Raw genomic sequence first — 12,942 nt, forward strand, 5'->3', positions numbered from 1 at the left:
TCCTTTTGTTCGACCTTGCAAGGCGATCAATTAAATAGCCGTTTGAATAACATCATGCTGTGGTTGATTTTGTTGCACTTCACCTAAAATCTCACCGTCGAGCAATTTAAGTTGGCGCGTGGCCATATCTGCATAACGTGGGTCGTGTGTCACCATACAAATAGTGGTACCTGCAAGGTTGAGCTCTTGCAGCACTTGCATCACTTGGTCGCCCGATTTTGAATCAAGGTTACCGGTTGGCTCATCGACCAGTAATACCGCAGGCTCCGCGACAAGGGCACGAGCAATCGCAACCCGTTGTTGTTGCCCACCAGAGAGCTGGTTGGGTTTATGACTCATACGGTGACCTAAACCTACTTTTTCAAGACAGGCTTTTACTTTACGTTGAATGGTTTCTTTATTTGGTTTGCTGGCATGGTAGCGCAGCGGTAAGGCCACATTATCAAATACACTGAGTTCATCTATTAAATTAAACGACTGAAAAATAAAGCCTATTTTCTCATTTCGGATTTCAGCCGCTTGATTCAACGTCAGCGACGATACGTCTTTATCTTCAATAAAATATTCACCACTACTCGGTAAATCAAGTAAACCGAGCAATGACAATAAAGTGGATTTACCGCAGCCTGATGGCCCAGAAATTGATAAGTACTCGCCGCGATAAATGGTTAAATTAACATTGCGCAGGGCGTACGTTTGCAACTCTTCAGTTTCAAACACCTTACTGATATTGCGCATTTTTATGACAATTTGTTGTGGTTCAGTGCGTGCGTTATCGCGTGTATTGTTCATTGTGCTTTCCTTGTTAAATTTTTTATACCATTGGTGATGAAATGTTTCAGAGTATTCCCAAGTATTGCTTTAATAAATGTCGAGCTCGGGATGCGTCTGCGCCAAATTAGTTAAATCCGAAATAATAAGTTGACTGTTTAATTCAAGCCCCTGTTTTATTTCTATAAAACGGCCAGCTTGACGACCAAATTCAATATCGGTCAACAATGCTTTATTTTGCGCAGCATCAATGCGATATAACTGCGCTTGGCTATTTGACTTAATATTGGCTGGGCGTTCTATGTAACGAACATTGGTTAAACTTGCGACTAAAATATTGGCGTCGATATTAAGCTGAGGCCGCGCGTTTTCAGGCAATTGTTCTGGTAAACTCACTTCGACTTCAACTGTGTTATTAATCACTACAGGGTTAATGCGCGTTACCTGCCCCATCACTTTTGCCAAGCGCGTATCGACTTCAACCGCTTGACCTACGGCCACTTGGTCGACCTGATTTTGTGACACATTAATTAAGGCAATTAGCTCCTTGGTTGAGCCAATCAGCGCAATTTCTTGCCCCGGAGCTAAGCTTTGACCAAGCTCCACTGCTAAATTTTGCAGCACGCCTGCAAAGCCAGCCCTCACCGTAAGGCTGTCGAGTTTTCGCTTTGCCGTATTCACTAACCCTTGCTGTTGATTAATCCATTCTAATTGAATATTTTCGGCTTCTTGATGCACCGCTTTTAGTTGCACTGCTCGCTGCTTGGCAATCTCTAAACGTTGTTTTAACTGCGCTTCATTTAAAATACTGCGCTGATAATTAAGCGATGATACAACGCCTTGTTTCATTAATGTGGTTTCGGCCGCGAGATTCAATTTAGCGTTTTCGTATTCGGCGTTAATTTGGGCAAAGGTTGCGGTTTCGTTAAGCACTTCACGGGTATTATTCAGTGTTAACTGACGTAAATTGGCGCGCAACTTGGCCAGCTCCTGTTTCGCATTATCAAGTTGTTGCTGGAGCTCAGGGTTGTCTAGGCGCACAATCACACTGTCGGCTGCGACAATTGCGCCAGGTTTTAGCACAATTTCCTGCACCGTTGCGGCCGTTTTAGCGCTCAGCAGCTGTTGGCGATGAGACTTTAAAATGCCATAACCCGAGACCAATACATCAAGATCACCTTGCTGCACCTGCGCCACAATAATTTGCGAACGCGCAACACTCACTTTGTTGCTCTTGAGCTGTTGATACAAAACCGTTAATACAATTATTACAGCCACTGCCAGCAATGCTTGTTGCCACAACGCTAAACGATTTACTACTTTTGTTTTTACTACATCCATCGCAGTTTCAACTCATTTTTGTCACTGAAGGTATCTATGTCAGAACACTAAGCGATACTCGTGCCAAAATTAAAACCATTTAAAATCATGACGTTAAATAATTTACAATGTTATTAACCATATTTTTATTTCATTTTCGGACCAATTAGTTCAGTTTTGAACTGCGTGATACGTTTTTGTGCCCAACAGAGCGGTTTAAAGCGCGGCACAACTAAAACGTGACGTAAAAAAAGCGGCGCCTTATCATCCCAAAATCGGACTTCTGTAGTTCGATTTCGGACAAGGTGACTCAATTTAGTGTTACTCTATCACTAACACACTGAAAAATTAGCGTTAAAATGCTGGCATACTTATCGCTTTATCATAACGGTTAGCACAGCAATAACTTGGAAAAACAATGTCCGCCACGATTTTAATTATTGAAGACAGCCCCGAAATTCGCTTAAGCGCCCGCTTCATTTTAGAAGATCACCATTTTAAGGTGCTTGAAGCCGAAAATCCGTTTTATGCCCAAGAGCTACTTGATCAAGGCATTGAGGTGGATTTATTACTACTGGATATGAATTTTAGCCGCGATACTACCTCAGGCGAAGAAGGGCTGAGTTTTTTAAAATACTTGCAAAAGCAGCAACTGAACCTGCCCGTGATAGCCATGACGGCCTGGTCGAGTGTTGATTTAGCGGTAACAGCCATGCAACAAGGTGCCGTTGACTTTATCGAAAAACCATGGCAAAACCAGCGCCTAATTAGCCTGATAAAACAGCAACTTAAATTAGCTGAACTGGCTAAACAAAACCAAAAACTCAATCAACAACTACAAAACAACGCATCGCCCACTTTTGTCTATCGCAGTGATGTGATGACGCGTTTATTTAATGCACTTGGCAGCGTGGCGCAAACCGATGCAAATATTTTACTCACTGGAGAAAACGGCACAGGCAAAACTCAAATTGCCCAGTGGATCCACCAGCAATCTCAACGCCATAGCCACCCTTTTGTCGCTGTTAATATGGGGGCTATTCCTGAGAACTTATTTGAAAGTGAAATGTTTGGTCATAAAAAAGGCGCGTTTACAGATGCCAAAGAGCAACGAATTGGCCGTTTTGAGCTGGCCGATAGCGGTAGTTTATTTTTAGATGAAATGGCCAATATTCCGCTCTCACAACAAGCAAAATTGTTACGGGTGCTAGAAAAAAATGAATTCGAAATGGTCGGCTCAAGCCATACCCAACAAGTGGATGTTCGCTTGATTTGTGCCTCAAATGGCGACTTTAGCAAGCTGATTGACAATGAGCTGTTTCGCCAAGATCTTTATTACCGCGTTAATACCCTTGAATTTAGAGTGCCGGCACTACGAGAGCGCACCGATGACATAGTGCCCTTAGCCGAACACTTTATTGCCCAGCATTGTGCTAAATATCAACGACCTGTATTAACCTTAACTGACGATGCAAAACACGCTCTGCGCCAATACCGCTGGCCTGGCAATGTGCGCGAGCTTGGCCATGTAATGGAACGTGCGGTGTTATTATCAAGTACAAATCAGATTGCTGAGGCGAACTTAAATTTACAACCGACCATTCACACTCAACGCTTACCCTTAATGACCTTGGCCCAAGCGGAGCGCACATTAATCGATTTGGCGCTTGAGCGCAGCCAAGGTAATATTCCTGCGGCGGCAAAATTACTGGGATTAACCAAGTCATCGATGTATCGCCGCCTCGAAAAGTACGCGATTGCGCACCATAAAGAATCATAATGCAGACAAAAAACACCGCCAAACCTCATACTTTTAGCTTTAGATGGTCACTCGAACAGACGCTCATTTGTTTTGCACTGCTCTCGTGCCTACTAAGTAGCGTGGCCTGTTATATCTTACTTGACCAGGTTGTGCTACATCAGAGTTTGCCTATCCTTGGCACGCTTTGCTTCATCGCTTTGTTTGGCTGGCTGTTTATGCTTTTTTATCGCACTGTGATTAATAGTTTTCATCGTAATCAGGCACATCTGGATGCCATCTTAAATGAAGACTACAACCAAATTGTTAAACCAAGTTACCCTGCGGGCTGCGTAAATACCCTCCAGCAGCAGCTAATCGCCCTCAGTGAGTCGCTGTATCAAAAAAAATCACGTTACGATCAACATGTTTTTCTAGTTTATCAACTGATCGCCCATTTTAATGTGCCCATTGTGGTGCTCGACCAGCGCGATAAACTCGATTACGCAAACCAAGCCTATGGTGATTTAAAGGGCATGCCTTGGCAAAGCCTGCGCCATATGGGGGTAAGTAGTTTAGGTTTAGTGTTTAATAACGGGCAATGGCAATTTAGCGATGTGATCACCCAACAGCATTGGCAAATTCGCCACAGTGAATTTGTCGAGCAAGGCCAAACCCATCAACTATTAGTCATGATCAACATCAGCAGCGCCCTGCGCGAAAGCCAACTGAATGCTTGGCAGCAAATTATTCGGGTATTAGGCCATGAAATTCGCAATTCACTTACCCCAGTGGCCAGCATGGCCGAGAGCTTAGCAAGTCAACTGACTACCGAGCGCCAACAACAAGCGCTGGGCATTATTTCTGAGCGCTGTAATCACCTCAATGAATTTGTGGGACGCTACGCTTCAATCAATCAAAGGCTCACGTTAACGCCAAGCCTTATTGACTGTGAACCACTAATTGAACAAATTAAATTACTGTATCCTAAAGCACAGATCACTGCTGCTATTGACTGTTCACCGATTTATGCTGATCGGACATTCTTATTCCAAGTGCTGATTAATTTAATTAAAAATGCGGTTGAAGCAAGTGCAGAGCCCGCGAAAATTAGCGTAAATATTAGTGCGCAAATTAGCCTCAATACGAGTGCACCAAACAGCCGCCAAAAAGCACCTAGCATCTATCAGATTATTGTGAAAGATTGTGGCCAAGGGCTCGCCAATCCCGATAATATTTTTGTGCCTTTTTACACCACAAAACAAGGGGGTCAAGGCATTGGTTTAAGTTTTTGCCGCAACATTATAGAGCAGCATGGCGGCAGTTTAACCCTGACCAACAATACCGACCAACCCGGCGCGAGTGCCACCATTCTATTACCATACTTACATCGTGAATTAGGCTGTAAATAAGGTCTCTAGCGAAGCTCGATAAACAAGCTACCTCATCAGCGACGTAATATGTAACCTCAATACTGGATAATACATCAATCTTTGGCCACTATTTTTAACCAAAGCAGCGTTGGGTTAACGTCAATAAAATCGACGCAGCAATAATTTTTCAAACAATCAGTAATCTGATGCTACCCTCAAGTCGTATCTAACAATAAGCAACTGGAGCCCAACGATGAAAAACGACTTGTCGAGTAAAACAATATTATCGGTTTTTGATTATATTCAGCGTAATGGTGAGCGATACGAACAAGGTTATTTGTATCAAGGAATAACCGCCTTTACTGACTTCGATGGCTATACAATTTATTTGCAAGGCAGTGGTGTTGTTATGCGGTTTGGCTTTCACAATACCTATCACCTTGACTACGAACAAGAAAAACAAAAAACCAATTTTATCCAAAAAATTGAATCCATAAAACATCAGATAGATCATACCCCATGAGTCCTTTAGCAGGTCGCACTTACCGACAAAAACCAAAACGTAAAACATCATTACACCAACTTGAATTCATTCGTTTAGTTATTGCTGAATTAAAGCGTTCTCCTGATAAAATCAGCATTATCAAGCAAAATTGTGATTATTACCGGCAACAAACCTTTCTTAAAAAAGGCTTTTTACTGGCGATTGAGCGTTTTGACTGGGTATTTGAAGTTGATGATGACATTGAACGGATTTGCCAGCAGATTCAAGCTGATGACTTTATTGGCAATCGGTTAAGGCGTTACCCGCTTTTATTTAAAGGCATAATTACTTGATTGGTTTTGACTGACGTAAATTTAACTCAAGGTGATGTTTTAGACCGTTTGTGGCATTACCAAAACCAATGTATTACTTCAACGGCAAACACTCTCACATCACAAAGCTGACACTATACTATTTACTATTGCTTATTTATCTAGTGGCTAGGATCAGTCGCGGACTCAGCCATTGTTATCAAACAAATACCGCTGCTTATCACCGTAGTTGACCTTTCATCATTAAGTTTAAATATTGGAACGTAATTAAACGATACTCAAGTCATCTTCTTGAATCGAGAAATTATTATGAACACAACTTCAACTCAATCTGGCTATTATCAAGCTGTTTCGGACACGCACAATGCCGGTTTTATGCGCAGAGCCCTAGCCCACCTTATTGATGGTATCTTATTAAGTACGTTCTTAGCGGCCTGTTTTATTGTGTTTTACGGTGATAGCCAATGGCTCACTTTACAAAATTCTTGGAGCGTAAATTATATATTTTATGAAGAGTTATTACCCTTGGTGCTTGCGGTAGCTTTTTGGGTAAAAAAAGCGGCTACACCAGGTAAAATGGTGATGAATACCAAAGTGGTTGACGCAAATACTGGCTTAAACATATCCACCAGCCAAGCCTTATTACGTTACATAAGCTATTTTATTTCAGCATTACCGCTTGGTTTAGGTTTTATTTGGATTTTAATTGATGAGCAAAACAGAGCATGGCATGACTTGATTGCTGGTACTGTTGTGGTAAAGCAAGCGTGAGTTTAAATTAGATGGTTTTATTGCACTCACTTCATTTTAAAAACCAGCATTAATCAAGTTTAACGCTGGTTTTTATCACTCTTCACTCTCTTTAAATTATCTCGCTCAGATCATCAAGGATTCAAAATCCGAACTACGCGACTGAATATAATTTCTGACAAGTTCCAGTAATACAGTTTGCTATCAGTAGTATTGTTAAATTGCACCACGACTGTATCAATCTCTGTGTAGTATTTAGCATGGCTTTGAAATCCCGGTACCCAGCCACCATGTTCATACTCATAAATTGTAGAATAAATCTCCCGACCACCTTGTTTAAAAACCGAGCCATCATTCAGAGCTCGTAAAAAAATACCGACATCTTGTGCTGTCGCTATCATAGAGCCGTAATCTGTTGCCTTGATGTTTTCGTCCACCCCAACATGATAGCCGCCCATTAATTTATCAAGCGTGACGTCACTTAACGAACCAAAAGTATTGTGCAGTTGCAAAGGGATTAATATTTCATCTTTTATGAATTGAAACCTTGATTTTCCTGTTGTTTTTTCAATTAGTTTACCAATCAACAAATAATTAGTATTCGAATATTGATAATCGCTATCAGGTGCAAAATTAGCAGGTAGGTCAACAATGAGATCCAGCGCGCCTTGATAGCTGTCGGTTGGATTACTCCAAAAATTTGGCGTATCGGTATAATTAGGAATACCACTTCTGTGCTGCAACAACATTTGAAGAGTGATTTTATCCGCGTTTTCTATTCGCCCAACTAGCTCTGGAAAATAATCTGCCACTGTTTTATTTAAAGCAAGTTGCTGACGATTGACCAACTTGGCAATCGCAACTGCGCTATAAAGCTTACTGATACTGCCAATTTTAAATAACGCGTTTGGCAGAGCTGGTATTTTATTGACTCTGTCATGCCAACCAGCGGCATAAAATTCAGGCGGTTTACCACCTTGATCGACAAAAACCAAGATGCCATCAAAACCATGATCCAATGCCTCATCAAGTTGAGCTTCAATCGTATTAGGTAAAGGCAATATCCAAGCTTTTACTAAAATCCACGGCACATATGTCAATGAGATTAAGGTGCTAATAAGCAAAATTATTCTTATTGATAGTTTTTTTTGTTTTTTATTCATCATATTTAGCTTTATAGCCCTTTTCTAGTAAGTCTTTTGCGACCCCCATGAAAATAGGGGACATAAATTCCGACTGGGTACGAAAAAATAACAAGCAATAATTTTTATAGTGGCAAATACTCGTCGCTTTAATTTACATAAATCATTTTATTAGCGGTTAATTAAGTCTTAATTTGATTTTGATTACAACAACCAAATGGTTAGTTATTGCACCTAAAACAAAAAAGTACCTTGAATAAATACCTTTAATAAAGACATTCAATAAAAAGTAGCTTGCACTGAATATTAACCGGCTGCAAACAACAAAACCTTCTCGCTTAGCGTCACATAAAGACTAAATATGAATAAGCCGGCTGCTACAAAGGCGCTCGTCTATTTCTTTTTTATCTCGGTCAAAACAGTACAATAAGTGATAAAATCATCGAATTTATAAAAAGATGCATTAAAAATGAAAAAACCAAACAGATTAAAAATTGGCGATACACTTGCCATTGTTACACCCTCTTGGGGTGGACCAGCTTGTTTTGCTGAAGTATTTAACTTGGGGATTAAAAATCTTGAATCACTAGGGTTTAAGGTCATCATCATGCCATCAGCCTGCTTAGATGCGCAGACTATTTATCATAATCCCAAGTTAAGAGCGGATGATATTCATCAAGCCTTACAAGACCCTAATATTGCAGGAGTTATCTCTGCGATCGGAGGGACAGATTCAGCAAGAGTATTACCCTATCTTGATCCTGAGATATTTCTAGAAAATCCTAAGTTTTTTATGGGCTTTTCAGATGCAACAACAATAACTACCTTTATTAACCAGTTAGGAATAGTATCGTTTAATGGCCCTTCTATTATGGCTGGTTTCTCTCAATTAAAAACGCACTCTGTTGAATATCAAACCTATCTATCAGACTTTATCTTTTCTAATCCTTGCGCATTGAAGCTCCCTGCTTTTGATTACTACAGTGATGGTTATCCTGAGTGGTCAGAGCCCAAAAATCTAGGTCTATTAAAACCATTAAAAGTGAATAGCGGTCCGCACTTTATCCAAGGAAATGGGGTCGGCAGTGGCCAGCTTTTTGGCGGCTGTATCGAAGTATTGGAAATGCTAAAAGGAACACAATTTTGGCCTAACAGCGATTTTTGGCATAACAAGATACTGTTTTTAGAAACATCTGAAGATAAACCAAGTATTGATTACATCCAATTTTGGCTTAGAAATTATGGTGTTATGGGGGTGTTTGATAAGTTATCCGGCCTAATTTTTGGCAGAGCTCGAGACTATTCGGATGAGGAAAAACAGCAGTTAGATAAAGTTATTCTGCAAGTTATCGCTATCGAATTTGGGCAAGGTGATTTACCGATTGTTACTAATATGAGTTTTGGCCACACAGACCCGCAAATCATTCTTTCGCTAGGAATAAACTATCAAATTGATACACAAAATCAGAGCATTACTCAACTGGAATCGAGTTTTAATGAAACCTATTTCAACCGTGAGCTGTAAAAATATCGACTAAAATAGGCCGAATTACAAAAGTAAAATAATTAACCTCAGCTCTGAATAAGACATTTACCAATTCATTAAATTAAAAGTAAATATTTAAATTTTTCATCGCTAGCCTGAGATAGATTTATTATCCTGTATTGAGGTTAATGAGATCAACGCAATATTCAAAGGCATAGTACAACTCATCATAGTTTTATCTATGTCGCCAAACCGAAATGACTGCGTTGATTGTCGAGTTATCTGAGAGGTTTAAACTTTTTGCTCATACCTTGACTAGCAGGAGATACCAGCTTGTAACCGAGCTTTTCATAAAATGCAGGTTCATCGGCAATCATTGAAATGTATGAACCAGCAGGGGCCACTGACGATAAGTAGTTATCGATTGTTAGCTCTATAAATAAACTGTTATTTGCTTTACATAATAAAAAAGCCATTTTCTGTTGATGTGGTTTGAATTAAGTAATCGAGCACAGAGCAAGATTTTGCTACATATTGTGATTTATCGAATCATGTTTTAAAGATGATTTTTACCTATTAAAAAGCCCCATTGACTAATGAGGCTGATGAGTCAATACATGCACTCAGTGTACTTTTTTTAATCGCGCTATTACGGCTGCTGAGTCAGTAAAATCGCTAATTTCTGTTAATACTTTGCCATCTTTAACTTTTAATAATACAGGGATTTTTCGTATATTAAACTGCTGGAACAAAACACCGTTGTGATCGATTTTAAAAGGTAACTTCATCTCATACTTTACATTAAACTCTGCAAGCGCTTTATCATCTGTCCATAAGTGATTAACTATGCCAGTCCAGTTTACATTGGGTAATTTCGCAGCTAATGAATCGAGACCTTGTTGAGCATTTTTACACTGTGCAGCCATCTTGGGCCGAGAATCTGCAAGATACCAATCACACCAAGTGGCGCTGAAAAATAAATAGTGCTCTCCTCGCTGATAAGGTGCAAGTAGTCGATTTTGCTCGCTGACACTTACAGAGTCTGAAGATGCTAAAGGCAAATTTTGCCCTTGTGCTAGGCGCTCGATAAAACCTCCAAGCACCTTATCTGACTCATGACTGGTATAAACCTGTTGACCCTGATTATTCATTAATACCGAGTATGGGGTTCCTACAAGTCCCAGTTCTAAAGCTAGCTGCCCTTTGGCATCGGTCCAAATTGGCATTGTTAAACCGAAACGTTCAATAACGGCACTTACTTCCTCAGGTTTTTCATTAAAATCGATATTTACGGCGATAAAATTCACCTTGTCACCAAAACGTTGATAGAGCGACTGAAAATGTGGCATTTGTTCCATACAGGGCTTGCACCAACTCGCCCACATTTTGACATAAAGCGGTTTATCTTTTGGTAATGTACTGAGATTAACCGAGGTAAAGCTTGGAAATGTTCGCAACTCCACCAACTGTAAATCGGTCGCTTTTGCTATTACGGGTTGAACTAAAACCAAGCACAGTAACAAGTAAAATATCTTACGCATTTGTATCTCCTTTTTGTTAAATGCTGAAGATAGTAGCGGCTGCGTTTGAGTCGGTATTGTAAATTTGCGACAGCTTGCGCAAACGATAATTTGCAGGTGTTTCATTTACACAATCACGAAATGCATGATTAAAGTGTGATTGATCATAAAAGCCACATGCCAGCGCAATATTCGCTAATTGTAAGCTTGGATTACAAAGCTTACCTCGGGCTTTTTTAATTCGCTGACATTGTTGAAAATAGGCCGGATTAAAACCCGTTTGTAAAGTCATCTGACGCTCAAGTGTCCGACGACTGACGCCAAGAGTTGTTGCAACAGACAACACAGTCTGTTCGCTTTTACCTAGCAACACCAATGCAATTTGTAGGCGAAAAGGCTGCGCAACATTAAGGCTAAGCTCAATCAGCCATAGTTCAAACTCAGCCACCGCTGACGTCAGTCCAAGGTATGGCAGCCTATCTAACAACCTTTGAAAGCTGAGCTTTGTTTTGCCTGTCAGTGCGATGGTTCCATCGACTCCATGCTCAGGCAGCTGCGCTGGTGACAAACCAAATAACATGAACAATGAACCAGGTGTAAAGCGGGCACTAATGGTCAAATTACATGTTGAGAACTGTTGCACCTGCAAACGTCGATTGCATTCAAATTTAGCACTTGTGTGATTCGGTTCTATAACAAATGTTAGACTGCAACCTCCATCTGGATATAGCTTTTCTGTAGAGCAAAATGGTGTAGTATCAATACCGCCTATTGCCCAAAAACAATCAACCAAGCCGATTAATTCAGCACGAGGGTTAAATCGACGAAAACCCAGATGCGAAAGCCCTTGGTATAATATCTTACTCATCCTAAGCACCTCGCTCTATCGAGTACGCAACCCCAGTGAATTATTCCACACAACATAAATCAGCGCGAATCTTATAGCAAGTTGATCACCTAGACTTGGCCCTGTGTTAGTGAGTTAAACAATTTAAGTTCTCGATATTACATCTATCTCAAGTTGCTCAATTCAACATCACAACGTGGAATTAACAAAGGATAGGACTGCAATTAATACTTTTAATGAAATTGTCGCCTTTCACAACGTCAGGCAAAGAGAACAACGGCTTAAATATTCAAAGCTAACTCAATGTGTTAGTAAATCCCTTCCCTAAAACCCAGATTAAATATTAACGCTGCTATTAATAGCGATACTTTCTAAAGCGCATATGTGCGATTTATTGGCTATTTACGATCGAGCGTTTAGATTTCGACGTCTGTTTGTGTAATTTTAACATCTCCACAAGCGGCTGATTTATTTTAGATATAAGCTAGACCGGGATAGAATTTTTTTCGTAAGTGGAGCATAGAATTTTTGAATAAAAAGGATATGCCAAGCACAATCTACAGTTTGCAGCTATGTAGCAAGATCATGTTCTTTGTGCAAAAATAGTACCTCTGTAAACTCGAGCAGGTTAAATATTTAAGTCTGATTTTTCAAAGGATTGTGACCATGAAAGTAAGATTACTCCCCCTCGCCCTAACAGCCTTTATTTCTGGATGTATTGTATTACCAGTCACTGATCCCACTCATTACAATAAATGTGAGATTTCAAGCGATAAAAAAACATTTAAAGTATTTAATCTTCATGAAGACAACAATAACTATTATTCCATTGGTGGCATTCTTTTATTACCGCTGACTGGAGTGGTGTCTGGTACCTATGTCGCAGTGCATAATGTGTATCATTTAGGAGAAGAAATAATTGTCTGCGGTTCACAAGAGTCTGACAATCAAGAGCCAGTGCTAGATTAAATGACCCTGTTCAGTTGAAAATAACAATGACTACAATATAAATATATCTTGATGATTATTAAACAAAACCCTCGTCGAAGTCTGATTTTCGAATGAACAATATGAAAAGTAATCAAAGTGATACTAATATTGACGCACCTAAGTTTGATAAATAAATCACGAACAACGTTTTTAATTACAACCATAACAAACGAGCATTTTAATTAAAAA

General features: G+C 39.9%; 12 protein-coding genes. 7 read left to right on the forward strand and 5 right to left on the reverse strand.

Annotated features, from left to right (window positions below):
- Positions 1-30: 30 nt before the first annotated feature.
- Together PTUN_RS10310 and PTUN_RS10315 are read right to left on the reverse strand one after the other, a co-directional pair.
- The gene (locus PTUN_RS10310) at positions 31-792 is read right to left on the reverse strand and encodes an ABC transporter ATP-binding protein (RefSeq protein WP_009840218.1); all 762 of its coding nucleotides are present in this window, start codon (positions 790-792) and stop codon (positions 31-33) included.
- A gap of 69 nt (positions 793-861) precedes the next feature.
- A complete protein-coding gene (locus PTUN_RS10315; protein ID WP_009840219.1) occupies positions 862-2,112 on the reverse strand; it encodes an efflux RND transporter periplasmic adaptor subunit in 1,251 nt (416 codons plus the stop codon).
- Between the two features lie 397 nt (positions 2,113-2,509).
- On the opposite strand from PTUN_RS10315, the gene PTUN_RS10320 reads away from it, so the two are divergent.
- The 5 genes from PTUN_RS10320 to PTUN_RS10340 all read left to right on the forward strand — a co-directional run bounded on the left by PTUN_RS10320 (position 2,510) and on the right by PTUN_RS10340 (position 6,789).
- Positions 2,510-3,871, forward strand: coding sequence for a sigma-54-dependent transcriptional regulator (locus PTUN_RS10320; RefSeq protein ID WP_009840220.1), 1,362 nt, complete (start codon positions 2,510-2,512; stop codon positions 3,869-3,871).
- The gene (locus PTUN_RS10325; RefSeq protein ID WP_009840221.1) at positions 3,871-5,241 is read left to right on the forward strand and encodes a sensor histidine kinase; all 1,371 of its coding nucleotides are present in this window, start codon (positions 3,871-3,873) and stop codon (positions 5,239-5,241) included. The genes PTUN_RS10320 and PTUN_RS10325 overlap by 1 nt, the downstream gene beginning before the upstream one ends.
- A 214-nt stretch (positions 5,242-5,455) precedes the next feature.
- Complete coding sequence (locus tag PTUN_RS10330) at positions 5,456-5,725, forward strand: DUF3081 domain-containing protein (RefSeq protein ID WP_009840222.1); 270 nt, start codon at positions 5,456-5,458, stop codon at positions 5,723-5,725.
- Positions 5,722-6,039, forward strand: a complete 318-nt coding sequence (locus PTUN_RS10335; protein WP_009840223.1) for a hypothetical protein — start codon at positions 5,722-5,724, stop codon at positions 6,037-6,039. The genes PTUN_RS10330 and PTUN_RS10335 overlap by 4 nt, the downstream gene beginning before the upstream one ends.
- A gap of 288 nt (positions 6,040-6,327) precedes the next feature.
- The gene (locus PTUN_RS10340) at positions 6,328-6,789 is read left to right on the forward strand and encodes an RDD family protein (RefSeq protein ID WP_009840224.1); all 462 of its coding nucleotides are present in this window, start codon (positions 6,328-6,330) and stop codon (positions 6,787-6,789) included.
- A gap of 113 nt (positions 6,790-6,902) precedes the next feature.
- On the opposite strand, the gene PTUN_RS10345 is transcribed toward PTUN_RS10340, so the two are convergent.
- Positions 6,903-7,931, reverse strand: a complete 1,029-nt coding sequence (locus PTUN_RS10345) for a serine hydrolase domain-containing protein (RefSeq protein WP_009840225.1) — start codon at positions 7,929-7,931, stop codon at positions 6,903-6,905.
- 448 nt (positions 7,932-8,379) lie between these two features.
- On the opposite strand from PTUN_RS10345, the gene PTUN_RS10350 reads away from it, so the two are divergent.
- Positions 8,380-9,435 (forward strand): S66 family peptidase, encoded by a 1,056-nt coding sequence (locus PTUN_RS10350; RefSeq protein WP_009840227.1) that lies wholly within the window; start codon positions 8,380-8,382, stop codon positions 9,433-9,435.
- A 584-nt stretch (positions 9,436-10,019) separates the two neighbouring features.
- Here PTUN_RS10350 and PTUN_RS10360 read toward each other — a convergent pair.
- Together PTUN_RS10360 and PTUN_RS10365 are read right to left on the reverse strand one after the other, a co-directional pair.
- On the reverse strand, positions 10,020-10,937 hold the full coding sequence (locus tag PTUN_RS10360) for a TlpA family protein disulfide reductase (protein WP_009840229.1): 918 nt from the start codon (positions 10,935-10,937) through the stop codon (positions 10,020-10,022).
- A gap of 16 nt (positions 10,938-10,953) precedes the next feature.
- The gene (locus PTUN_RS10365) at positions 10,954-11,784 is read right to left on the reverse strand and encodes a helix-turn-helix domain-containing protein (protein ID WP_009840230.1); all 831 of its coding nucleotides are present in this window, start codon (positions 11,782-11,784) and stop codon (positions 10,954-10,956) included.
- Between the two features lie 645 nt (positions 11,785-12,429).
- Here PTUN_RS10365 and PTUN_RS10370 point away from each other — a divergent pair.
- Positions 12,430-12,732 carry a hypothetical protein gene (locus PTUN_RS10370; protein ID WP_009840231.1) on the forward strand — a complete coding sequence of 101 codons (303 nt, stop codon included), beginning with the start codon at positions 12,430-12,432 and terminating at the stop codon, positions 12,730-12,732.
- Positions 12,733-12,942 lie beyond the last annotated feature (210 nt).

Source organism: Pseudoalteromonas tunicata (assembly GCF_002310815.1).
Taxonomy (GTDB): domain Bacteria; phylum Pseudomonadota; class Gammaproteobacteria; order Enterobacterales; family Alteromonadaceae; genus Pseudoalteromonas; species Pseudoalteromonas tunicata.